Annotated in this window: 20 protein-coding genes; 12 read left to right on the forward strand and 8 right to left on the reverse strand. The window is 72.0% G+C overall.

The annotated features are described in order from the left end of the window. The first annotated feature begins 145 nt into the window (after positions 1–145). A complete protein-coding gene (locus DEP02_RS29615; RefSeq protein WP_112470755.1) occupies positions 146–949 on the forward strand; it encodes a polysaccharide deacetylase family protein in 804 nt (267 codons plus the stop codon). Next, the gene (locus DEP02_RS29620; RefSeq protein WP_112470756.1) at positions 942–4,655 is read left to right on the forward strand and encodes a lipopolysaccharide biosynthesis protein; all 3,714 of its coding nucleotides are present in this window, start codon (positions 942–944) and stop codon (positions 4,653–4,655) included. Before DEP02_RS29615 ends, DEP02_RS29620 begins: the two co-directional genes overlap by 8 nt. An 85-nt stretch (positions 4,656–4,740) precedes the next feature. Here DEP02_RS29620 and DEP02_RS29625 read toward each other — a convergent pair whose 3' ends face one another. Further along, positions 4,741–6,171, reverse strand: coding sequence for a GH39 family glycosyl hydrolase (locus DEP02_RS29625; protein ID WP_112470757.1), 1,431 nt, complete (start codon positions 6,169–6,171; stop codon positions 4,741–4,743). A gap of 188 nt (positions 6,172–6,359) precedes the next feature. Between DEP02_RS29625 and DEP02_RS29630 the strand changes: the two genes are divergently transcribed. Continuing rightward, positions 6,360–7,454 (forward strand): DUF5925 domain-containing protein, encoded by a 1,095-nt coding sequence (locus DEP02_RS29630; RefSeq protein WP_112470758.1) that lies wholly within the window; start codon positions 6,360–6,362, stop codon positions 7,452–7,454. Positions 7,455–7,490: 36 nt separating this feature from the next. After that, positions 7,491–8,279 carry a DUF72 domain-containing protein gene (locus DEP02_RS29635; protein ID WP_112470759.1) on the forward strand — a complete coding sequence of 263 codons (789 nt, stop codon included), beginning with the start codon at positions 7,491–7,493 and terminating at the stop codon, positions 8,277–8,279. Here the strand turns inward: DEP02_RS29635 and DEP02_RS29640 are convergent. Continuing rightward, positions 8,267–8,635: a GntR family transcriptional regulator gene (locus DEP02_RS29640; RefSeq protein WP_112470760.1), complete on the reverse strand. Its 369-nt coding sequence runs from the start codon at positions 8,633–8,635 to the stop codon at positions 8,267–8,269. The two genes, DEP02_RS29635 and DEP02_RS29640, sit on opposite strands and share 13 nt — an antisense overlap. 98 nt (positions 8,636–8,733) lie before the next feature. Here DEP02_RS29640 and DEP02_RS29645 point away from each other — a divergent pair, with 98 nt between their 5' ends. Together DEP02_RS29645 and DEP02_RS29650 are read left to right on the forward strand one after the other, a co-directional pair. After that, positions 8,734–9,663 carry a GNAT family N-acetyltransferase gene (locus tag DEP02_RS29645; protein WP_112470761.1) on the forward strand — a complete coding sequence of 310 codons (930 nt, stop codon included), beginning with the start codon at positions 8,734–8,736 and terminating at the stop codon, positions 9,661–9,663. Next, a complete protein-coding gene (locus DEP02_RS29650) occupies positions 9,644–10,144 on the forward strand; it encodes a ribonuclease FAU-1 family protein (protein WP_112470762.1) in 501 nt (166 codons plus the stop codon). Before DEP02_RS29645 ends, DEP02_RS29650 begins: the two co-directional genes overlap by 20 nt. A 48-nt stretch (positions 10,145–10,192) precedes the next feature. On the opposite strand, the gene DEP02_RS29655 is transcribed toward DEP02_RS29650, so the two are convergent. Continuing rightward, positions 10,193–10,819, reverse strand: coding sequence for a class I SAM-dependent methyltransferase (locus tag DEP02_RS29655; protein ID WP_112470763.1), 627 nt, complete (start codon positions 10,817–10,819; stop codon positions 10,193–10,195). Between the two features lie 148 nt (positions 10,820–10,967). On the opposite strand from DEP02_RS29655, the gene DEP02_RS35405 reads away from it, so the two are divergent. Together DEP02_RS35405 and DEP02_RS29665 are read left to right on the forward strand one after the other, a co-directional pair. Beyond that, positions 10,968–11,102 (forward strand): hypothetical protein, encoded by a 135-nt coding sequence (locus tag DEP02_RS35405; protein WP_112470764.1) that lies wholly within the window; start codon positions 10,968–10,970, stop codon positions 11,100–11,102. A gap of 258 nt (positions 11,103–11,360) precedes the next feature. Then, positions 11,361–12,401 carry a lytic polysaccharide monooxygenase auxiliary activity family 9 protein gene (locus DEP02_RS29665; protein WP_112470765.1) on the forward strand — a complete coding sequence of 347 codons (1,041 nt, stop codon included), beginning with the start codon at positions 11,361–11,363 and terminating at the stop codon, positions 12,399–12,401. Between the two features lie 59 nt (positions 12,402–12,460). On the opposite strand, the gene DEP02_RS29670 is transcribed toward DEP02_RS29665, so the two are convergent. Further along, positions 12,461–13,321, reverse strand: coding sequence for an esterase/lipase family protein (locus tag DEP02_RS29670; protein ID WP_112470766.1), 861 nt, complete (start codon positions 13,319–13,321; stop codon positions 12,461–12,463). 173 nt (positions 13,322–13,494) lie between these two features. Further along, a complete protein-coding gene (locus tag DEP02_RS29675) occupies positions 13,495–13,941 on the reverse strand; it encodes a MarR family winged helix-turn-helix transcriptional regulator (protein WP_112470767.1) in 447 nt (148 codons plus the stop codon). A 110-nt stretch (positions 13,942–14,051) separates the two neighbouring features. Between DEP02_RS29675 and DEP02_RS29680 the strand changes: the two genes are divergently transcribed. Further along, a complete protein-coding gene (locus DEP02_RS29680) occupies positions 14,052–14,426 on the forward strand; it encodes a cupin domain-containing protein (protein ID WP_112470768.1) in 375 nt (124 codons plus the stop codon). Between the two features lie 104 nt (positions 14,427–14,530). Here the strand turns inward: DEP02_RS29680 and DEP02_RS29685 are convergent, their stop codons facing one another. Beyond that, positions 14,531–15,439, reverse strand: coding sequence for a S1 family peptidase (locus tag DEP02_RS29685; protein WP_112470769.1), 909 nt, complete (start codon positions 15,437–15,439; stop codon positions 14,531–14,533). A 674-nt stretch (positions 15,440–16,113) separates the two neighbouring features. Between DEP02_RS29685 and DEP02_RS29690 the strand changes: the two genes are divergently transcribed. Then, positions 16,114–16,551, forward strand: coding sequence for a cell division protein SepF (locus DEP02_RS29690; protein WP_112470770.1), 438 nt, complete (start codon positions 16,114–16,116; stop codon positions 16,549–16,551). 36 nt (positions 16,552–16,587) lie between these two features. Here the strand turns inward: DEP02_RS29690 and DEP02_RS29695 are convergent, their stop codons facing one another. Together DEP02_RS29695 and DEP02_RS29700 are read right to left on the reverse strand one after the other, a co-directional pair. Next, the gene (locus tag DEP02_RS29695) at positions 16,588–17,760 is read right to left on the reverse strand and encodes an acyl-CoA dehydrogenase family protein (RefSeq protein WP_112470771.1); all 1,173 of its coding nucleotides are present in this window, start codon (positions 17,758–17,760) and stop codon (positions 16,588–16,590) included. Between the two features lie 131 nt (positions 17,761–17,891). Continuing rightward, the gene (locus DEP02_RS29700; RefSeq protein ID WP_112470772.1) at positions 17,892–19,490 is read right to left on the reverse strand and encodes an MFS transporter; all 1,599 of its coding nucleotides are present in this window, start codon (positions 19,488–19,490) and stop codon (positions 17,892–17,894) included. A 260-nt stretch (positions 19,491–19,750) separates the two neighbouring features. On the opposite strand from DEP02_RS29700, the gene DEP02_RS29705 reads away from it, so the two are divergent. Both DEP02_RS29705 and DEP02_RS29710 read left to right on the forward strand, forming a co-directional pair. After that, positions 19,751–20,908, forward strand: coding sequence for a putative hexosyltransferase (locus tag DEP02_RS29705; protein ID WP_112470773.1), 1,158 nt, complete (start codon positions 19,751–19,753; stop codon positions 20,906–20,908). Positions 20,909–21,147: 239 nt separating this feature from the next. After that, the coding region (locus DEP02_RS29710) for a phosphatase PAP2 family protein (protein WP_112470774.1) at positions 21,148–22,068 on the forward strand (921 nt) is incomplete at its 3' end.

The raw sequence follows: 22,068 nt of genomic DNA on the forward strand, positions 1-22,068 counted from the left end.
CGGGCGGCGCGGGCCGGGCCGGTGCGATCGTCGCCGGGGTGCTCGCGGCCGCGGGCGGCTACGCCGTCGGCAGTCTCCGGGCGCGCCGGGGCGGCGCCCGCTTCCAGGTCGTGGAGATCGAGGACGGCGAGGGGGGAAGAGCCGTATGAACGCACCCGTGCCGGTGCTCATGTACCACGCGGTCGCATCCGAGCCCAACGAGGCCACGCGCGGCCTGTCCGTGGCGCCGGAGGCGTTCGCGGAGCAGATGGACGTGCTGAAGGACCGCGGCTTCCACCCGGTCACCACCGCCCGACTGGCCGCCCACTGGCGCTCGGAGGGCTTCGCGCCGCTGCCCCCGGACCCCGTGCTGATCACCTTCGACGACGGCTACGAGGGCGTCCACCGGCACGCCCTGCCCGTGCTCGCGAGGCACGGCTTCCCGGCCACGCTGTTCGTCTCCACCGGCTGGATCAGGGGGGCGTACGACACCGGGGGCGGCCCGGACACCATGCTCGACTGGGACCAGGTGCGCGAACTCGCCGCCGGCGGGGTCGAGATCGGCGGGCACAGCCACACCCACCCGCAGCTGGACCAGCTCGACGACGACACCCTGTGGTCGGAGCTGATCCGCTGCAAGGAGATCGTCGCCGGTGAACTGGGCGCCGTCCCGGCCTCCTTCGCCTACCCCTACGGCTATTCCAGCCGCCGGGTGCGGGCGCGGGTGCGGGCGGCGGGCTTCGGGCAGGCCCTCGCCGTCGGCAACGGCCTGGCCCGCCGCCGGCAGGGCCCGTACGCCCTGCAACGGCTCACCGTGCGCCGCTCCACCACCTCCGAGGAGTTCGAGCGGCTCGTCCAGGGCCGCGCGATCACCCGGAACTTCGCCGGGGACCGCGCCCTGACCAAGGGGTACGCCATGGTCCGCAGAGCACGACAGGTCCGCCGCAAGGCCATCCGCAGCCGTGTCTGACACGACCACCGCCACCGAGGCGTCGGCCCCCGAACCCCCCGCGCCCGAGCAGCCGGGGCGTCGGCTGCGGCTGCCCGGACGGGGCCGGCCCGGCGGCGGCGACCAGCTGTTCCGCAACGCCTACGCGCTGATGCTCAACACCGGGATCTCCGCGGTGCTGGGCCTGGGCTACTGGCTGGTCGCCGCCCGCTACTACTCCGACGACGCGGTCGGCCAGGGCTCGGCCGCCATCGCCGCCATGAAGCTCCTCGCCGGGCTGACCGCGGTGACGCTCACCGGCGCCCTGGCCCGCTTCATCCCGGTCTCCGGACGTGCCACCGGACGCCTGATCGCCCGTACGTACGTGGGCAGTTCGCTGATCGTGGCGTGCGCGGCCGGTGCCTTCCTGCTCACGCTGGACCTGTGGGGGCCGTCGTACCGCTTCCTGCACGGACTCCTGCACGGTCTGGGCTTCATCGTGATCGTGATGGCCTGGAACCTGCTCACCCTGCAGGACGGGGTGCTGACCGGGCTGCGCAGCGCGCCCTGGGTGCCGGTCGGCAACACCGTGTTCTCGGCGGTGAAGCTGGCGCTGCTGGTCGCTCTGGCCGCCGCGATCCCGACGACGGGTGTCTTCGCCTCCTGGGGGCTGGCGATCGCCTTCTCCATCGTGCCGCTGGGCTGGCTGGTCTTCCGGCGCCTGGTGCCCCGGCACGTGAAGGCGACCGAGGACCACACCGAACCGCCGACGGCGAAGGAACTCGGACGGTTCCTGGCCGGCGACTACACCGGCTCGCTGTTCTCGCTCGCGGTCGTCTACCTCGTACCGGTGATCATCGCCTCGCAGGTCAGCTCCGCCGACAACGCGTACTTCTACATCACGACCACGATCGGCGGCACGGTCAACCTGCTCGCCATCAACATGGGCGCCTCGCTGACCGTGGAGGGCTCGCACGACCCGGCGCGGCTGGCCGCCAACACCCGGGCGGCGCTGCGGCGGATGGCCCGGATCATGGTGCCGATCTGCGGGCTGATGTTCCTGCTGGCGCCGCAGATCCTGCACGTCTTCGGCGAGGGCTACGCGCACGCGGCGACACCGCTGCTGCGCTGGTTCGCCGTCGGCGCGCTGCTGCGGGTCGTGATGGAGACGTACTTCGCGGTGCTGCGCGCGCAGAGCCGCACCGCCGGGCTGGCCTGGCTGCAGGGCCTGCTGTGCGCGCTGGTGCTCGGGCTGACGCTGCTGCTGCTCCCCCGGATGGGGCTGACCGGCGCGGGCGTCGCGGAGATCTCCAGCCTCGCCGTGATCGTCGCGATCGCCGCGCCCAGGCTCTACCGGATCGTCAAGGGCGCACCGGCCGCCGGCGTCCCCGAGGACGCGGCACCCGACGGGGACCTCGCCGACCTCGGGGCGGGCGAGGCGCCCGCCAAGTCCGCACCGCACCGGCGGCCCGCCTGGGCGCTGGACTCCGACACCCTCGCACTCGGCGTCCACGTCGACTTCGACCACGTGGAACGCCGGCCGGACGTACGGCCCGGACCGGGCACCCCGCCCGCCGGCACCGCCCTGGGACCCGCCGACCCGCCCACCTGGCCACCGGAGCGGGTGGGGCTGCCCGTGGAGGAGCGGGAAGTGGACGCGCCGTTCGCGGAGGAGGAGCGGGCCGTCGTACCGAAGGCGGCGGCACCGGCTCCTGTTCCCGGACCCGACCCGCGGACGGCACCCGAGCCCGAGTCCGGGACGGAGGAGGAACACCTGCCCGACGCGCCTCCGCGGTCCTGGCGGCAGCGTCCGGTACCCACCCGGACCGGGGTCCTCCTCGGCTGCCTGCTGACCGCGGCCCTGCTGCTGTACTGGGTGCCCGCGCTGCGCCTCGACGCCGCCGACCTGGACCGGATGGGTGGGCTCGGCCTGGTCTCCGTACTGCCGTTGCCGACCCTGGCCGGGGCGGCGCTGCTGATCGCGGTGTTCGCCGCGCTGCTGTGGCTGCGGCGCGAGCACCGGGCGCTGCTGCTGGTCACCCTGGTCGCGACCGTCGTCTCCCTGCACGCGTCGGCCGTACCGGACCTGGACGCGCGCTGGAGCTGGCCCGGGTTCTTCGCGGTGGCAGCGTTCGTCGCCCGCGCCTGCGGGCTGAGCGACTTCACCGAGGTCATCCGCTGGTGGCCGCTGACCGTCCAACTGCTGTACCTGGCGCCGATGCTCCTGCTGACCCGCGCGCTGCGGGCGAGTTGGCGGGCCAAGTGGGCCGGAGTGTGGATCTTCGTGCTCAGCGGCTGGGTGGGGCAGGACTACTTCTCCCCGCAGGGCTTCACCTACCTGCTCTACCTGGCCTTCGTGGCGATCCTGCTGGTCTGGTTCCGGGCGCCGCGCATGCTGTGGACCAGGGCGCGGCCCGGCGAGGCGGAGGTCGAGCCTACGGACCGGCGGCAGCGGGCCGTGCTGCTCATGGTCGTGATCGGCCTGTTCGCGGCCAGTGTCCCGGCCCACCAGCTCACGCCGTTCGTGATGCTGGGCGTGCTGGCCGTGCTGGTCCTGGTCGGCCGGTCCGAACTGCGCGGTCTGCCCGTGCTGTTCGCGGTGCTGGTGGCGTTCTGGCTGGGCTTCATGGCCGAGCCGTACTGGTCCGGACACTTCGACGAGCTGTTCGGCGGGATCGGCGGGATCGGCGGCAATGTGTCGTCGTCCGTCTCGGGCCGTATCCAGGGCGGCGACTCCGCGCACCGACTGGTGCTGTACGCGCGCGTGCTGCTGGCCGGCACCGTGATGGCCCTCGCCTGCTGGGGCTGGTTGCGGCGGCGCGAGCACAAGTACCGGGAGCGGTCGCTGCCGGTGCTCACCTTCGTGCCGTTCCTCGGCTTCGGCATGCAGTCCTACGGCGGCGAAATGGCGCTGCGGGTCTTCATGTTCGCGCTTCCCGGTGCCGCCCTGCTGGCGGCGCTCGCCCTCTTCCCGCGGGCCGGTGCGACCGTCGAGGAACGTGAGAAGGACCGGGTGAGCCTGGCGCCGCTCGCCGCGCTGCTGGCGGGCCTGCTCCTCATGGGCGGCTTCCTGGTGGCCCGGTGGGGCAACGAGTCCTTCGAGCGGATCCGGCCCGGCGAGGTCGCCGCCATGGACTACGTCTACGCCCACGACAAGCCGACCGTACGGCTGCTGTGGCTGAGCAACGACCCGGCCACCAACGTCACTCCGGCCATGCCCTGGGGCGCCAGGGACATGGAGCGCGTCACCTACGTGCCGACCCTGGCGCCGACCGACCCGGTGCTGGTCTCCGGCCTGGTGAAGTCGCTCAGGGACGCGGGCCCGAACTCGTATCTGATGGTCAACAAAAGTCAGGTGACGTATCTGCGGATGGACGTGGGCTACTCGGACACCTGGCCGTCGCGGCTCGTGGACAACCTCGACAACCGACAGGAGTTGAGGAAGGTCCTCGCCAACGACGACGTCACCCTGTACGTGCTGCGCGAGCAGCCCGAGGGCGCCGTGCCCCAGCCGCAGCCGGGGCCGATCGGGCCGAAGGTGACCTGGACGCCGTGGTCGGTGGCCGGCGGCCTCGCGACGCTGGCGCTGGTCGTGATGCTGACGGCCCGGGAGTTCGTCCGGGTCGCGATGCGGCCGAGTGTGCGCCGGCTGCGGTGGCTGCAGAGCGGCTTCTGGTTCTCGCTGCCACTGCTGGCGGTGCTGTTCGCCTCGCTGGTGCAGCGGTTCCTGACGTTGGGAGGCGGTTGACGGGACGGCGGGTGAAGGGACGGCGGGTGAAGGGACGGCGGGTGAAGGGGCTGGAACGGCCTTGGACGTAGTTCCGCTCGAGTCACTACCGCTCGAGCCACTTCACCTCGTACGCCTTCATGTCGAACCGCCTGCCGTCGATCTTCGCGCTGATCGTCCGGTTCAGGGTGTTGACCACCAGGACGGTCCTGTCGCTCGCCAGGACGCGTACGTTGGGCATGTCGTCCGGGGTGACGGACACGGTCTCGTACGTGGTGCCGGGCGGGAACGCCCGGCCGAAGCGGGAGACCAGGTCGTACAGGGGCAGCGCCTGTCCGCCGCCGGAGGAGCCGGTCGGCGTCCACAGGCAGCCGGGGCAGTCGCCGCCCTTCTCCTTCTGGGGGTTCCAGTAGAAGCCGGAGGTGGCGCCGCCCTTGGCCATGGCGATCAGGCCGGCGGCCTGGACGGCGACGCGGTGCGGCTCGGACCAGCCCTTGCGGTCGTCGTTGCGGTCGGCGGGCTCGACGTAGTACTCGGCCCACCACAGCGGCAGTCCGCGCGTCTGCTGCCGTACCCACTGGCCGACGGCCGTGAGTTTGTCGGTGGCGGCGAACTCGTCGGGCAGCAGGTCGCCGTCCTTGGTGTAGCTGGAGCCGTCGACGACGACGAAGTCGGCGCCCGCCTTGTGCTGGTTCCAGTAGGCGAAGGCGTCCAGGACCCGCTGGTCCATGGCGCCCCAGGGGCCGCGCAGGGTGGTGGAGGCGTTCTCCTTCTGCCGCGGGTCGACGCTGTCCATGACCAGGTAGGGGCCGCCCACCATGATCTTGGGATCGACCTGCTTGAGCGCCGTGTGGACCAGGTTGTAGAGCTCGGTGTAGCCCTCGTGGTCCCAGCGGCCCTCGGCGTCGTTCCAGAAGCCCTTGAACTCGTTCCAGACGATGAAGTGGCGTACGTCCGGATAGCGCTTGGCGACGGTCGCGGCGAGCGCGGCGTAGTCCTTGTAGTGGTCGGGGGTCGGGGCGGTCTCCAGGGCGGCCTGGCTCCAGTCGGTGTTGTCGACGCCGGCCCGGCCGCCCTTCATCCAGTCCGGGGCGCAGCACAGGGTGATCACCGGGGTGCCGCCGGAGGCCCGGATGAAGTCGATCCGGCTGTCGAGAGCACCGAACTTGTAACGCCCCTTGACCGGCTCGGGGTTGTCGGCGCCCCAGCCCATGATCGCCTGGTTCTGCGGCAGGCCGCCGCCCTTCGACAGCAGCCCCTCGACCCGGTCGGTCGCCGTGGCGCTGCCCTCGTCGGCGCTGAACTGGGTGTGTGTGAAGCCCCAGCCGACGTACGGCTTGTCCGCGCCCCGCGGGGTCGCGGGCGTGCCGTGCACCTTGTCGCCGTCGCGTGTGGTGCCCGCGGTGCCCTCGGTGCCCGCGCCGCCGGGCAGCGTGCTGATCAGGGCCACGAGCAGGGCCACTGCCGCCACACCCACCCCGAGCAGCGCGGTGAGCCGCCACCGCCCTGCCCCCGAATTCCCCCCATGACGTCCCATCAAGGACAAGAGTAAGGGCGGGAATCGTCCCTGGGACAGGGTTTGGTCATGCTTGGGTCATGCTCGGCTCAGGTCCGGGCCGTGCCCGGCTCGTGCTCGGGCCGTGCCCGGGTCCGTAGGAGCGCGGCCACGGTCACGCGCGCGGGAAACCGGGTGCGTACCACGCGCGTGTGCCGGATCATGGCGGCATGTCCGCGAACCCGCACGACGCTCTGCCGATCCGGCTCAACGTCGACGACTCCGACTCGCCGTCCGATGTCGTCGACGCGCTGTTCCTCGGCCGCTTCGCGACAGGTGAGCAGCCGTACTCGCACGCGGCGAACATCGACCGCGTGCGCTCCGGCGCCACCCTGCTGCCCAAGACCGCCCGGGTGCTGCGCGTGGCCCGCGACGACGACCGCAGCGCGACCCTCGCCGAGGGCGAGGGCTGGACCCTGCTGATCTCCCGCTGGAACCGGGGCGCCGACGTCACGGTCACCGCGACCAGCGCCGAGTTGGCCGCGAAGGTGCTGGACGAGGCGACGGACGGCGCCGCGGACGAACCGGAGCCGCAGCCGGAGAACGTGACCATGGGCTTCTGGTACCACTCGCCCCGGCGTGGCCCGCACCGCACCACCCGGCAGGTCTCGGCGGGCACCTGGGACGAGGTCCGGGCGAACTACACCGCCCCGGTCGCGGACGCCATGGACCACCTCATGAAGACGACCCCCGGGGACATCGCGGGCCGCCTCCTGCTGCTGCACGGCCCGCCGGGCACCGGCAAGACCTCGGCGCTGCGGACGCTGGCCCGCTCCTGGCGGGACTGGTGCCAGGTGGACTGCGTCCTGGATCCGGAACGCCTGTTCAGCGACGTCGGCTACCTGATGGACATCGCCATCGGCGAGGAGGACGCGGCGGGCAGGGACCGCTGGCGGCTGCTGTTGCTGGAGGACTGCGACGAACTGATCCGCGGCGAGGCCAAGCACACGGCGGGCCAGGCGCTGTCCCGGCTGCTGAATCTCACCGACGGCCTGCTCGGCCAGGGCCGCAACGTCCTGGTGGGCGTGACGACCAACGAGGACCTGGAGCGGCTGCACCCGGCCGTGGTCCGCCCGGGCCGGTGTCTGGCCCGTATCGAGGTGGGGAGGCTGACCCGGCGGGAGGCGGTGAACTGGCTGGGCACCGAGGAGGGCGTGGGCCGCGAGGGCGCCACCCTGGCCGAGCTGTACGCGCTGCGCCGGGGCACCTCCCCCACGGCGCTGCCGGAGCCGCGCGCCGGGGCGGACGCGGGCCTGTACCTGTGACGGGCCGCGGGCGCGCGCCGGTGCTTCGATGAGCGTATGACCCTGTTCGTCGGGACGTCGGGCTGGCAGTACAAGGACTGGCGGGGCGTGCTCTACCCGGAGGGGTGTCCTGTGCGGCTGTGGCTGGAGGAGTACGCGGCCGCCTTCGCCACGGTGGAGATCGACAACACCTTCTACCGGCTGCCGGCGCGGGAGACCTTCGAGGCGTGGCGGGAGCGGGTCCCGCCGGACTTCGTGGTCGCGGTCAAGGCGAGCCGGTACCTCACCCACCTCAAGCGGCTGAAGGACCCCGAGGAGCCGGTGCACCGTCTGATGACCCACGCGACGGGCCTCGGCGACCGGCTCGGGCCGGTGCTGCTCCAGCTGCCGCCGACCCTGCGCGCCGATCCTGGGCTGCTGGACGCCTGCCTGGCGTGCTTCCCCTCCGGCACCCGGGTGGCGGTCGAGCCGCGCCACGCGTCGTGGTGGACGCCGGAGGTCCGGAAGGTCCTCGAGTCCCGGGGCGCCGCCCTGTGCTGGGCGGACGCGTACGCCCGCCCGGTCACCCCGCTGTGGCGGACCGCCGGCTGGGGCTACGTCCGCTTCCACGTGGGCCGCGCCCTGGCCTGGCCGCGCTACGGCCGACGGTGCCTGGAGACCTGGGTGGACCGTGTCGCGACCACCTGGCCGGACGAGCGGGACGTGTACGCCTACTTCAACAACGACCCGACGGCGGCGGCGGTGCGGGACGCGGTGGTGTTCGCGCGGGCGGCGGCGAGAGCGGGCCTGACGGTGACACGGACTCCGGGGCTGCTGCCCGCGCGTCGTCGGCGCTACTGCCCGTAGGCCGCCCGCAGGGCGTCCCGCACGGCGTCCAGCGCCTCGTCCTCACCGAGCCCGAGCCGCCGTACCCGCTCCGCGTAGGTCCGGGCGGCTGCCGCGGCTTCGCGTACCGCCGCCGAGCCCGCGGCGGCGACGAACGTGCCGTTGCGGCCCCGCGTCTCGATCACGCCGTCCGCCTCCAGCGCCCGGTACGCCTTGGCGACCGTGTTCGCCGCGAGCCCGAGCGACTCGGCCAGTCCGCGCACCGTGGGCAGCCGGTACCCCACCGGCAGCGCCCCCGACCGGGCCTGTTCGGAGATCTGTGCCCGCACCTGCTCGTAGGGGGGTGCGCCGTCGTCGATGTGGATCTTCAAGGTCACGGGGTGATTGTCCCGCACGCGCGCGTGTGCGACCCAGCGGACGGCCGGGGCGGAAAATGGGAGGCACCCGGTCGGGTCTCCCCGTAGCGTGCGTCCCCATGACTGTGATCGTCCACGACCTGCGCCCCGACGTGCGGGCCGACCTCGAGGGCTTCGCCCGCGTCCGGCACCGCGCGCTGCCGTACATATTGGTCACCCCTGAATCGCTCGCCCACGACATGGCCCACCTGCACCCCGACGCCCACTACCGGCCCCTCGTCGCCGTGGCGGACGGCAAGGTGATCGGCACGGCGCAGGTGCATCTGTCCCACGAGAGCCCCGAGCCCGGCCAGGGCAATGTCAACGTGTACGTGGACCCCGAGCACACGCGCCGCGGCGCCGGCGGTCTCCTCGTACGGGCCGCCGAGGAGCACCTGGCCGCCCACGGCGCGGTCAGGCTGTTCACCTGGGTCCTGGACGAGCCGGGCAACCGGGCCTTCGCCGAGCTGCACGGCTACCGGGCCAGCCGCTCCGCGCACTTCCTGCGCCTGGACCTGGCGAACGGCACACTCCCCCCGTTGCAGGACCTGCCCCCGGGCGTGGAACTCCGCCGGGGCTCGGACTACGCCGGCGATCCGCGTCCGCTGTTCGAACTGGACGCGGAGACGACGGCGGACGAGCCGGGCGACGTGGACTTCGAGTTCACCGACTACGAGGCCTGGCTGGAGCAGACCTGGCGGCACCCGCTGCTCGACCTGGAGCTGACCTCGGTGGCGGTGGCCGACGGCCGCCCGGCCGCCTTCACCGCCGCCCACACGGACGGCGGCACCCGCTACTCCACCGCCATGACGGGCGCCGCCCGGGCCTTCCGCGGCCGGGGACTGGCCAAGCTCGCCAAGAACGACTCGCTGCACCGCGCGCGGGCCGCCGGGTACACGGAGGCGTTCACGGGGAACGACACCGGCAACGAGCCGATGATCGCGATCAACAAGTGGTTCGGGTACGAGGTGTGCGGTACGGAGGTGCGGTATGTCCGCGAACTGGGGTGAGCCCGGGAGCCGGCTGGACGTGGTCCTCGTCAAGGCCGGCCTCACCAAGATCCGCTACCCGGCGGAGCTGCTGGCGGACGACGGCACGCGCGTCACCGTGCGCGCCCCGTGGGCGGGCGGGGCGGTACGCGACTTCGGCTTCGTACGCTTCGAGCCGGGCGACGTCTTCACCGAGCACTACTGGCGCGACCGCTGGTACTCGGTGAAGGAGGTCCGCGACGCCCAGGGGACCCTGAAGGGCTGGTACTGCGACGTGACCCGCCCCGCGACCCGCCTGGGCATGGAACTCGTCGTCGAGGACCTCGACCTGGACCTGTGGCGCTCGGCCGACGGCACGGACGTACGGCGCCTCGACGAGGACGAGTTCGCGGCGAGCGGCCTGTCGCACACGGACCCCGAGTCCGCGACCGCCGCCCTGACCGCGCTCGACGAGCTGGAGGGGCTGGCCCGCGGGGGCGGCTTCGAGACACTGCTGGCCTGAGCCGTGCGCCGGCCCTCGTGACCGGGCCGGGACTCGGATCGAGGCCACTCAGATCGAGGCCACCACCGCGTACCGTTCGTCGGCCACCTCCCCGCCCCACAGCCTGGCGTCGCCCGACAGGTGCTCCAGGTGAAGGTGGGAGGCGAGTGGCCGCAGAAGCATGGTCAGCCGCTCCGGGGGTATGCCGATCGGGGTGACCGTGCCCCAGACACCCTCGACCAGGACCAGTCGGCCCTCCGGCCGCAGCAGCCCCTGCCAGTGCCGCAGTGCGCGGGCGGGGCCGGGCAGCGCCCACAGGACGTGGCGGACCAGGACGGCGTCGAAACGCTGCTCGCCCACCGGCGGGTCCGTCGCGTCGCCGACCAGGAACACCGCGTCCCGGCCGGCGAGCTTGGCGCGGGCCCGCTCCACCATGGCCGGGGACAGGTCGACGCCCGTCACCCGGTGCCCCTGCTCGGCCGCGAGGAGCGACAGGCTGCCGGTGCCGCAGCCGAGGTCGAGGATGTCGGAGGAACGCCCGGGCAGCCAGTCGCGCAGCCGCTCGGCCCAGGCGGCCCGCACCTGCGGATCGCGCAGCCCGTGATCCGGCTCGTCGTCGAAGACGGCGGCCTGCGCGTCCCAGTCCACAGGGGCCCAGGCCACCCCGTCACTGTCGGTGGCGGTCGATTCACTCATGAGCCCAAGAGTGACACCCACCACTGACAACCGGATCAACCGGACCGTGACAGCCACCACAGACAGACCCGCACCGATGAGGAACTCTCGCCCCAAAGGTCTACCTCCGTCGGAAGACGGAACCCGGTAGGCGGCGAAGGAGGCAGCCATGCGCCGTGTGACAGTGCGGAAGCCCCCGAGGAAGACGGACACCCGCCGGGTCCGTGAGGAAAACGACGAGCGTCCCGCCGGGCGGCCCGAGGTCCGCAAGGACATCGCACGCACATGGTGGCCGGACGCATGACCGGCGGCCGACTCATGAGACGCGCCGGCGAAGCCGCTCGCGGCGGCGGATCCGGTCGTGGTCCCCGTGTCCGCCGTGCCGTGCGCTCTCCCCACCTGAGCGCAGCCTCAGCCCTTCCTTAACGCGAGCATAAGGATCTCCCCGGACCGCCTTCGGCAGGCGATTTCGCGGTTTCTTCGGGCTAGCTTCTGATCACCCCACGGGATCCGTCCCACGGAATCCGCCCCCCGTGTCAGAAGCGTCCGAGGAGTTTCCCCGATGTCCCCACGCCGCAAGGCCGCCGCTCTCGCCGTCCTCGGCATACCCCCGCTGGCCCTGACCGCGCTCGCCGCGGCGCCCGCGTCCGCACACGGCTCCATGGGGGACCCGGTCAGCCGGGTGGCCCAGTGCTACGCGGAGGGCCCGGAGAGCCCGAAGTCTGCGGCCTGCAAGGCGGCGGTCGCGGCCGGCGGCACTCAGGCGCTGTACGACTGGAACGGCATCCGGATCGGCGACGCGGGCGGTCGGCACCAGGAGCTGATCCCGGACGGCAGGCTGTGCAGCGCGGACAACGAGCAGTTCACGGGCCTGGACCTGCCCCGCGCGGACTGGCCGGCGACCTCCGTACGCAGCGGCTCGTACACCTTCAAGTACCGCGTGACCGCCCCGCACAAGGGCACCTTCACGGTCTACCTCACCAAGCCCGGCTACGACCCGGCGAAGCCGCTGGCCTGGGGTGACCTGGATCTGGAGCGCCCGGTCGCGACGGCCACCGACCCGGTCGCCTCGGACGGCTTCTACACCTTCTCCGGGACGCTGCCCGAGCGCTCCGGCAAGCAGCTGCTGTACGCGGTGTGGCAGCGCTCGGACAGCCCGGAGGCGTTCTACTCCTGCTCGGACGTCACCTTCGGCGGCGCGTCCGGCGGTTCCGGCGGTTCCGCTCCGACGCCGGCCGCCTCCGCGCCGACCGAGCGGCAGATCGAGGATGGTGCCGACAAGTCGACGATCGAGAACCACGGCCACGGGGACGCGGACGCCCGTACGACCACGGACCCGACCACGACCCCGGCGACAGTCCCGGCCGCGGCCACGGAGACCGTCGAGCAGCCAGCGGTGGACCGCAGCGCGCAGCCCACCGCCGTCGACGAGCCGAACCGACCGAAGGCCGCCGGAGCCTCGACGAACCTCGCCGAGACCGGCGGTGACGGCAGCACCCCGTACGTCGCGGTCGGCGGTGCGGCCGCCCTGGCGCTGGGCTCGGCGGCCCTGTTCACCTCGGTCCGCCGGCGCGCCGCGGCCGGGGGCCGGCGAGGCCGCTGACGCGGCCCATGAACACGGGGCCTGTCCGGCGGCTCAGGCCGGGCAGGCCCCGAAGCACGTCAGCTGAACACGGACGCGCAGGTGGTGGCGGTGGCGTGGGCCGGGTCGAGCGCGTTGGCCACCTCGTGGAAGGCGATGCGGTCGAACAGGGCGATCGCCAGGTGCTCGGACAGGTCGAGCGGGCACAGGTCCTGCAGCAGGACGTTGCGCACGTCGGGGCCGGTCAGGTACTGGCTGCGCCACGGCGTGACCACCTCGTCGTACTTGGTGGCGATGACCGTGTAGTGCACGCCGGGCACGGTGTCGCCGCCTTCGTTGAGCTTGGTGAGGAAGGCGGATCCGGTGATCTGGTCGGCGAGGGCGGGGGTGGTGGCCTTGAGCAGGTCGGCGGCGCCGGGGAAGTACGGCAGCAGTCTGGTGAGCCCGTTGAGGTTGGTGCCGTGGTTGCTGGGCGCGATGCCGACGAGGGCGTTCACCTTGGCGGCCCCACCGAGGAACTTCAGGTAGTAGCGGGGCATCATGCCGCCCTGTGAGTGGCCGACGAGGTCGGCCTTGGTGGCGCCGGTCGCGGCGAGCACCTTGTCGACGAAGGCGGACAGCTGCTCCGCCGACTTGTCGATGGGGCCGAGGCCGTAGAAGACCGGGACGCCCTTCAACTGACCGTAGTCGAGGGAGAAGACGCAGTATCCGCGGTTCTTCAGGTACGGCGCGAGCCCGAGCCAGTTGTCCACGGAGTTGCCGAGGGTGCCGTGGACGAGGACGACGGGGCGGGGGTGGGCGGCGGAGGGCTTGCAGTTGTAGTCGTTCCAGCCTCGGTTGGGAGCGCTGGAAGCGTGGGCGGTGGCGGCGGGGGCGGCGGCGAGCACGGCGGCCAGGACCAGGGCGACGAGGGGTCCGACCGCCCTCTTGAAGGGCAGCATCGTGTGATCTCCTTGCGGCTCAAGGGAGGTGCGACGGCACTACGCCCTGTGATCCGGATCACGGGATGCTGTTCACTCGTCAAGTTACGGGCGAGTAGTCCAAGTGTGAAGTTACGCGTCGGTAAAAACTTCCACCGACAACCGGGGTCCGTGATAAGACCCCTGACACTTGGTCACCAAGCAGGTCGAATCGGCCCACCCGGCGCAATCTGCCCCAAATTCCCCCACAGCGCCCGCACTTCACCCTCCCCCAGCACCTCGGCCCACCTCCGCACCGCCTCCGCGGCCGCCTCCTCCGCCGCGCGAGTGCACGCCCACCCCCGCTCGGTCAGCACCACCAGCCGGGCCCGGGCGTCCCCGGGGTGCGGCCGCCGCTCGGCATACCCCTTCCGCACGATCTCGTCGACCAACTGACTCGCGGCCTGCTTGGTGACCCCGAGGTGGGCGGCGAGTTCGGTGACGGTCGCACCGTCCGGGGCGAGCCGCGAGAAGGCGAAGCCGTGCGCGGGCCGCAGCCCTTCGAAGCCGCGCGCGACGACGCCGTCGTGAATGCGCTGGGTGAGCTCACCGGCGACGGCGAGAAGAGCGGCGGACAGGGCCATGGCGTCGGAGTTCTGCACGCAGGCATTGAAACACCCTTGACTGAATGGTCAACCCGCTTGACCATAAACCTGAACCACTCGGTCAAGCAGCTTGACCATCATTCGCCGCTCTCCCGGAGGAGACACCCATGCCTGTCGTCCGCCCGTCCGACGCCGTGACCCACGAGATCCACGGCGTCCGCTTCGTCTCGCACGCCGCTCCCCGCACCGGCGCCAAGGAACTGTGCGCGTGGCGCGGCGAGATCCCCGCGGGCACCGAGGCACCCGCCCACACCGTCGACCGCGAGGAGGTCTTCCACTTGCTGGACGGCGAACTCCTGATCACCGTGGACGGCCGCACCGACCGGGTCACCGCGGGCGACACGGTGATCGTGAGCGCCGGCGCGACCCTCGCCGTGGAGAACCCCACGGAGCGGGCCGCCACCTCCTGGGTGGTGACGTCCGTCGGACTGCGGGCGGAGTTGGCCGACGGCACCGTCATCGCGCCGCCGTGGGCCAACTGACACGCGAAAGCCCCGCCCTTGCGCGCGGAGGGCGGGGCCTTCACTGGACGTGAGGGTGGGGCAGGGGCCGGGCCGCACGGGCGGCGACCCGGCCCGGGGGGACGTCAGTAGACGCGGACCCCGTAGGCGCTCAGCGCCTCGGTGACCGGCTGGAAGAAGGTCGTACCGCCGGAGCTGCAGTTGCCGCTGCCGCCGGAGGTCAGGCCGTAGGCGATGCCGCTGTTGGAGTAGAGCGGGCCGCCGGAGTCGCCGGGCTCGGCACAGACCGTGGTCTGGATCATGCCGTAGACGACGTTTCCGCTTCCGTAGTTGACCGTCGCGTTGAGCGCGGTGACGCGGCCGCTGCGCGTGCCGGTCGTGGAGCCGCGCCGGTACACGGTGGTGCCGACGGACGGCGTGGCCGCGCTGGTGATGTCGACGCTGCCGACGGCGCCCGGCTTGGCCACCGAGCTGTTGGTGTAGCGCACGATGCCGTAGTCGTTGTTGGGGAAGGAGGAACCGGCGGTGCTGCCGAGCACGGTCGAGCGCGTGGAGTTCGAGTACCAGGTGCCCGTGCCGTTGGTGCAGTGGCCGGCGGTCAGGAAGTAGTAGTTGCCGCTGCTGTCCTGGACGTTGAAGCCCAGCGAGCAGCGCCCGCTGTTCGAATAGATGGCGTCGCCGCCGGAGATCAGCGGGGTGAACTTGCCCGGGGTGCGCTTGATTGTCAGGGCACCGGAGTTGCTCCCCGCCTGCTGCTTGATCCTGTTGATCTCGGCCTGGGAGACCGTGCTGTCGACGGTGACGACAACCCGGCTGGTCTTGCTGTCGACCGCCCAGGCCGTGCCCGGGATGTCGGCCTTGAGCACGGAGTCGCTCGCCTTGGCGAGCTGGGTCGCGCTGAAGGTGGCCGGCGCATCGGACGCGTTCGCACTGGGGACCGCGAACGCGGCTGCGGCCACGAGTCCGGATGCGATGGCGATCAGCCGGGTCCGTCTCGTCACGCCGCTGCGGGGAGTGGTGCTCTTGATCCTCACTTTGCGTTCCTCCACAAAGGAAGTCGGGGGCCCGCGTGGGGTCGGGGCCCGTGATGCGCAGCCAGAGAACGGGTGTCCGGATTTCGGACACGTCGTGCCCCTGACAAGCGCTGTGGGGGAGTATTCGGCCGAACGACCGGTCGGCGCAAGGGTCCCTTTCAGCCGTGCGGCTGTGTGCGATTCGAGGAGGCGGTGTGCGGCTGGAGTGAATTGACGGCAGGTCAGGAGCCTGAAAAAAACCTTGGCGTCCGGATCGACAGGAGTGAGGAGGGTCACACCACCACCAACCGCTCAGGCCACGGGGTGTCCGGAATTCGACCCTCCGGACAGCAAGTGCTTTCCCCACTCGGACGACTGAGGCTTCCGTCAGGACCGGCTGTCCCCCGGGCGGCGTACGACGTGGAGCCACCGCATCCCGTCGACCCCTTCGTTCACCCGTACGCACCGCGCGTCACCCGTGTGCACGCGTGCGCTGGGGACAATCATATTTCACTCACCGTCAGCATCCGTGTAGCGCACCGCCCTTGGGGCACACGGGCTCTCGACGGATTCGCCGTGCACCAGTACCGTCACAAACCCCCCGCGCGGCGTCTATTCACTTGGCGCGTTGTCAGCATCATGGATGACCATAGGGATGCGGAAAGGAAGAATGACCGCTGTGAGAGGAGGCGTCCATGGGATCGGTACGCAAGGCGAGTGCGTGGCTCGGCCTCGTCGACGACAACGATGACGAGCGCTACTACGACGACGACTACTCCGAGGGTCCCGAGTCCGGGGACGCCTGGGTCACCGACCCCCGGGTGAGGGTGGCCACGGACACGGCCGAGGAGAAGGGCCGGCGGATCGGCACGGTGACTCCGGACAGCTTCCGGGACGCCCGTGTCATCGGTGAGCTGTTCCGGGAGGGCGTGCCCGTCATCGTGAACCTCACGGCCATGGAGGCCGCCGACGCCAAGCGCGTGGTCGACTTCGCGGCCGGGCTGGTCTTCGGCCTGCGCGGCTCCATCGACCGCGTGTCCACCCGCGTCTTCCTGCTGTCCCCCTCCGACACCGAGATCATCAGCGGGGACCCGGCGGCGCACCGGTCGGACGGGTTCTTCAACCAGAGCTGAGGCAGGGCCGCACACCGGCCCCGCCCCGCCTCGGCCTCACCGGAAGGCGTCGAGCCCGGTGAGTGCCTTGCCCAGCACGAGCTGGTGCATCTCGACGGTGCCTTCATAGGTGAGCACCGACTCGAGGTTGGTCGCGTGCCGCATCACGGGGTATTCGAGGGAGATTCCGTTCGCCCCGAGAATGGTCCGCGCCGTACGGCAGATCTCGATCGCCTCCCGTACGTTGTTGAGCTTGCCGAGGCTGACCTGCTCGGGACCCAGGCGGCCGGCGTCCATGCGCCGCCCCAGATGGTGGGCGAGCAGAATTCCCTTGTGCAGTTCGACCGCCATGTCGGCGAGTTTGGCCTGGGTGAGCTGGAAGCCGCCGATGGGCCTGCCGAACTGTTCGCGTGACTTCGCGTAGTCGAGGGCGGCCTCGAAACTGGAGCGGGCCGCGCCCATGGCGCCCCAGACGATCCCGTAGCGGGCGTGGGACAGACAGCTGAGCGGTCCGCGCAGCCCGGTGACCTCCGGCAGTACGGCGCCGGCGGGCAGCCGTACGTCGTCGAGGACGAGCTCGCTGGTGACGGAGGCGCGCAGGGACCACTTGTGCCTGATCTCGGGGGCGGAGAAGCCGGGGGTGTCGGTGGGGACGGCGAAGCCACGGATGCCGTCCTCCGTCTGCGCCCAGACGACGGCGACGCCGGCCACGGAGCCGTTGGTGATCCACATCTTGCGGCCGTTGAGGACCCAGTCGGTGCCGTCGCGCTTGGCGTGGGCGCGCATGGAGGCCGGGTCGGAGCCGTGGTCGGGCTCGGTGAGCCCGAAGCAGCCGATCACCTCGCCGGAGGCCATCCGGGGCAGCCACTCCTGCTTCTGCTCCTCGCTGCCGAAGCGGTGGATCGCGTACATGGCGAGGGAGCCCTGCACCGAGACCAGGGAGCGGATGCCGGAGTCGGCGGCCTCCAGCTCCAGGCAGGCCAGCCCGTACTGTACGGCGGTGGCGTCGGCGCAGCCGTAGCCGCTGAGCGACATCCCGAGGGCGCCGAGGGCGCCGAGTTCGCGGGCCAGCTCCCGGACGACGGGCAGCTCGCCCTTCTCGTACCACTCGGCGATGTGGGGCAGTACGCGGTCGGCGGCCCAGTTCCGCACGGTGTCGCGGACGGCCAGGTCCTCCGGGTCCAGCAGATCGTCGATCCCGAGGGGGTCGACGGGGTCGAACGAGGACATGGGCACCTCCGGCTGGGACAACTAGCACCGCTAGTTCGCGACTCCGGCCCGACGTTACGACGCGGTGCGGCCCACGTCCAGCGCCTTCTCCCGCCTGCCGCGCACCGCGGCGGGCAGGAGAGGAAGCGCGGTCACGCCGACACGCGGGACCGTTCGGTCTCCCGCTGCGCGGGCAGCTCCACCGGTGCCGCCTCGCACTGCATCGCCCGCGGCAGCCGCAGCGCCATCACCGCTCCCAGCAGCAGCAGCCCCGCGCTCACCAGCAGCGTCACATGCAGCCCGTGCACGAAGGAGTCCCGCGCCGCCCTCCGCAGGGCGCCCCCCGCGGCCCCGCCCAGCCGCGCGGCGACCCCGTACGCCTCCCCCAGCGAGTGCGACGCCGCCTCCGACGCCGACGCCGGCACCCCCGGCACGTTCGCGAGCCCCGGCGCGTACGCCGCGTTCATGACCGTGCCGAGCAGCGCGATGCCCATCCCGGCACCCAGCTGGTACGACGTCTCGCCGATCGCCGCGGCTCCCCCCGCCTGCTCCGGCGGGGCCTCGCTCAGCATCGACTCGTACGCCCCGAAGAGCGTGGTCTCCAGACCGAACCCGAGCAGCACGAAGCCGAACAGCAGCAGTCCCGGGTTGTCCCGCGTGCCCATCGCGGTCAGCACCACCACCGCGCCGGCGGTGAGGCAGAACCCGGCGGACACCATCCGCCGCGGCCCGAACCGCCGCAGCATCCGCGCCCCGGCCAGCCCGGCCGCCATCGCCGCGAACGTCAGCGGCAGCAGCCGCAGCCCCGTCTGCAGCGGCGACAGCCCCAGCACCAGCTGCAGATACTGCGCCGCGATCAGCTCCAGCCCGACCAGCGCCAGCATGGCCAGCACGATGCAGCCCACCGACGTACTGAACGCCGGCCGGGCGAACATGCTCAGGTCCACCAGCGGATACGCCCGCCGCCGCTGCCGCCGTACGAACACCGTCAGCAGCGCCGCACCGGCCACCAGCGGCACCACGGTGAGCACGCTCAGCGCCTCCCCGCCGCCGAGCCGCTTCACGCCCAGCACCACACCGAACAGCCCGACCGCCGCCAGCAACGCGCCGACCAGGTCCCAGGGGCCGTCGCGGTCACCGGTCGACTCGGGCAGCAGCAGCCGGCCCACCGGCAGACTCACCAGCATCAGCGGGATGTTGACGAGGAAGACCGACCCCCACCAGAAGTGCTCCAGCAGAAAGCCGCCCAGCAGTGGCCCGACCGCCGCGCCCACCGCGGCGACCGCGCTCCAGATGCCGATGGCCAGCGCCCGCTCGCGCCGGTCGGGGAACACCTGCCGCAGCAGGGACAGCGTGGCCGGCATGATCATGGCGCCGCCGACGCCGAGCAGCGCCCGCGCGAAGATCAGCACCTGGGGGCTGGGGGCGAGTGCCGCCAGAGCGGAGGCGACGCCGAACAGGGCGTACCCCAGCAACAGGATCCGTCTGCGGCCCACCCGGTCGCCCAGCGTGCCGAAGAGGATCAGCAGCGAGGCGCAGACGAGGGGGTAGGAGTCGACGATCCAGAGCAGTTCGATGGCGCCGGGCCGGAGGTCCTCGGTGACCGCGGGCACCGCCACGTGCAGCACGGTCGCGTCGACCGCGACCAGCAGCAGGCTGGCGCAGAGGACGATCAGGACGACCCAGCGGTTGGCACCGGCCCCAGCTGCCCGACGGCGCAGCCGAGCGGCGGCCGCGGTCGTCCCGGACATGTACGTACCTCCCAGATGAACCCTCGCGTCCGGCGTGCCCGCGGGGTTGGGGACTCCCCGCGACCCGGCCGGAGAGGAGCGGTGGTCTCCGGCCCGCGCGACGGCATACGAGTGACACGTCAGCGTACGTGAGTCCGCTCGGGCGGCGCGTGACCCCCCTCTCAGAGCACACGCCCAACCCGTGTGGCGTACGCCACTCCTCTCTCCGCCGGCACGCCCGGGCAGCCGGTCCGGTTCCGCGCGCACTCGATAATCGACCAGTGACCGATCTTGCGACGCACGTGGCGGCGGCTCGCGCCGGGATCCTGCGCCGGGCCGCGCCGGCGCTCCTCGGGTATGCGGCCGTCCGCGCTCTGGGCCTGCTCGCCCTGGCGGTGTGGAGCGCCGCGCGCGGCAAGAGCGCGTACACGCTGCTGACCGCCCGCTGGGACGCGCTCTGGTACGCCGGGATCGCCGAGCGGGGCTACGGTCACGAGGTGCGCCTGCCGAACGGCGACGTCCACTCCGACCTGGCCTTCTTTCCGCTGCTGCCGTGGCTGGAGCGGCTGCTCGCCGCGGTGGGCCCGCTGTCGTACGCCGACGCCGGCTTCGCGGTCGGCCTGGTGGCCTCGCTCGCCGCGGCCTGGGGGATCTTCGCCGTGGTCGACCATGTGTACGGCCGTCGCGTCGGGGTGTGGGCGGTGCTGCTGTGGGCGGTGCTGCCGGTCGGGGTCGTGCAGTCGATGGCGTACAGCGAGTCTCTGTTCACGGCGCTCGCCGCCTGGACGCTGTACGCCGTGCTGACCGGCCGCTGGGTGACGGCGGGTGCCCTGGCCCTGGCGGCGGGGCTGACCCGCCCGGTGGGTCTCGCCGTGATCGCGGCGGTTTGGGCCGCGGCCCTCGCACCGTTCGTGCGCGACCGGAGCACAACGGCCCCGGAGGGCACGCGCCGCCTGCTCGGCATGCTGCTCGCCCCGCTCGGCGCCGCCGGTTACGTCCTGTGGGTCGGTCACCGCACCGGCAAGGGCCCCCTCGGCTATCTGGACGTCCAGGCCGGCTGGCGCAACGGCTTCGACGGCGGATACGCCTTCGCCCGTTTCATCGCCGGCAGGTTCACGTCGTTTCCGTCGTCCCTGGCCGGGCTCGGACTGATCGCCGGCGTCGCCGCGGTGATCTGGCTGTACGTCATCGGCGTACGGCAGCGGCAGCCGCTCGCGCTGCTGGTGTACTCGGGTGTGGTCACCGTGCTCGCCCTGTGCGCGTCGAGCTACTTCGGCTCCAAGCCGCGTCTGCTGCTGCCCGCCTTCCCGCTGCTGCTGCCGCTCGCCCTGGCCCTCGCCCGGCCGCGCCCTGCCCGGTCGGCGCTGGTGGTGGGCGGTGTCGCGGTGGTCTCGGCGGTGTACGGGGCGTTCTGGCTGAACGGGTCCGGTCCGCCGTGACCGGACCCGAACGGCCGAGGGGCGGGCGCCTCATTCCATCGGGGTGTTCGTGCGGCGCATTCATAAGCGCGGCATAAGCATACGCCCGAATGATGAAAGGGAAATACGGGCGGGCGCCGCCCGGGATTGCGGAATTCGTGGGAAACAAAGCCCCGTTGAGAGCAATCCCACATCACATCGTCATCACAAAGCCCGTGCTGAGTACGAGAGCCGAGCTCACTCGCTGTAACGTCGATTAGGTGCGTACCGAAGGAACCCTCACCCGCCTGGACCGGCTGTTCGCCCGGCTGGACCGTGAGCCGCAACGGCCGGCGCACATCGACATGCCGCGGATGAGCCGTCACCGGTTCGTGCTCTTCTCGGCGACCCTGGCCTTCTACCTGTCCATCGTCTGGGCCGTGGTGACCACCTCGTGGCTGGTCCGGCTCGACTGGCAGATCATGTTCTTCCGGCCGTACCAGCAGTGGCCGGAGATCCACGCGTTCCTCGACTACTACGTGGTGCTGGGCCAGCGCGGTCCCACCGCGGTGATGGTCGCCGCGTGGCTGGGCTGGCGTTCGTGGCGGCAGCACATGCTGCGTCCGCTGCTGACCCTCGCCACCTCGCTGCTGCTGCTGAACGTCACGGTCGGCGCCGCGAAGATCGGCATGGGCCGCCTCGGACCGCACTACGCGACCGTCATCGGCTCCAACGAGATGGGCCTGGGCGGCGACATATTTCCCAGCGGTCACACCGCCAACGCCGTGGTGACCTGGGGCATCCTGGCCTACCTGGCCTCCACCCCGACAGCGCGCCGCTGGCTGTCGGCACTGTCCGCGGTGATCGCGCTCGGCGTCGGCCTCACCACGGTCTACCTGGGGACGCACTGGCTGAGCGACGTGCTCCTCGGCTGGGCCGCGGGGCTGCTGATCCTGCTGGCGCTGCCGTGGTTCGAGCCGCTGATCGCGAGGGCCGAGGTCGCCCTGTTCGACCTGCGCGACCGCTGGCGCGTCCGCCGCGCCCGCCGGGCACCGGTGCCCGCGCCGGTCGCTCCCGTCGGTGTGCCCGTCGTGCTCACGCCGCACCCGCCCGCCTCGGAGGAGGCCTTGGCGGCCCGCGAGACGGTTGCCACCGGCCGCGCGTCCCGGGCGCCGGCCCACCTCGCCCCGGGCCGCCACGCG

Origin of the sequence: Streptomyces triticisoli, from assembly GCF_003270085.1 — a bacterium.
Taxonomy (GTDB): Bacteria; Actinomycetota; Actinomycetes; order Streptomycetales; family Streptomycetaceae; genus Streptomyces; species Streptomyces triticisoli.

What these genes read in the sequence shown, in the direction of transcription:
- DEP02_RS29655 (WP_112470763.1), bottom strand. Translation starts at nt 10,819, where the DNA reads ATGAGTGAATCGACCGCCACCGACAGTGACGGGGTGGCCTGGGCCCCT.
- DEP02_RS35405 (WP_112470764.1), top strand. Translation starts at nt 10,968, where the DNA reads ATGCGCCGTGTGACAGTGCGGAAGCCCCCGAGGAAGACGGACACCCGC.
- DEP02_RS29690 (WP_112470770.1), top strand. Translation starts at nt 16,114, where the DNA reads ATGGGATCGGTACGCAAGGCGAGTGCGTGGCTCGGCCTCGTCGACGAC.
- DEP02_RS29680 (WP_112470768.1), top strand. Translation starts at nt 14,052, where the DNA reads ATGCCTGTCGTCCGCCCGTCCGACGCCGTGACCCACGAGATCCACGGC.
- DEP02_RS29665 (WP_112470765.1), top strand. Translation starts at nt 11,361, where the DNA reads ATGTCCCCACGCCGCAAGGCCGCCGCTCTCGCCGTCCTCGGCATACCC.
- DEP02_RS29635 (WP_112470759.1), top strand. Translation starts at nt 7,491, where the DNA reads ATGACCCTGTTCGTCGGGACGTCGGGCTGGCAGTACAAGGACTGGCGG.
- DEP02_RS29650 (WP_112470762.1), top strand. Translation starts at nt 9,644, where the DNA reads ATGTCCGCGAACTGGGGTGAGCCCGGGAGCCGGCTGGACGTGGTCCTC.
- DEP02_RS29700 (WP_112470772.1), bottom strand. Translation starts at nt 19,490, where the DNA reads ATGTCCGGGACGACCGCGGCCGCCGCTCGGCTGCGCCGTCGGGCAGCT.
- DEP02_RS29670 (WP_112470766.1), bottom strand. Translation starts at nt 13,321, where the DNA reads ATGCTGCCCTTCAAGAGGGCGGTCGGACCCCTCGTCGCCCTGGTCCTG.
- DEP02_RS29625 (WP_112470757.1), bottom strand. Translation starts at nt 6,171, where the DNA reads ATGGGACGTCATGGGGGGAATTCGGGGGCAGGGCGGTGGCGGCTCACC.
- DEP02_RS29630 (WP_112470758.1), top strand. Translation starts at nt 6,360, where the DNA reads ATGTCCGCGAACCCGCACGACGCTCTGCCGATCCGGCTCAACGTCGAC.
- DEP02_RS29615 (WP_112470755.1), top strand. Translation starts at nt 146, where the DNA reads ATGAACGCACCCGTGCCGGTGCTCATGTACCACGCGGTCGCATCCGAG.
- DEP02_RS29695 (WP_112470771.1), bottom strand. Translation starts at nt 17,760, where the DNA reads ATGTCCTCGTTCGACCCCGTCGACCCCCTCGGGATCGACGATCTGCTG.
- DEP02_RS29645 (WP_112470761.1), top strand. Translation starts at nt 8,734, where the DNA reads ATGACTGTGATCGTCCACGACCTGCGCCCCGACGTGCGGGCCGACCTC.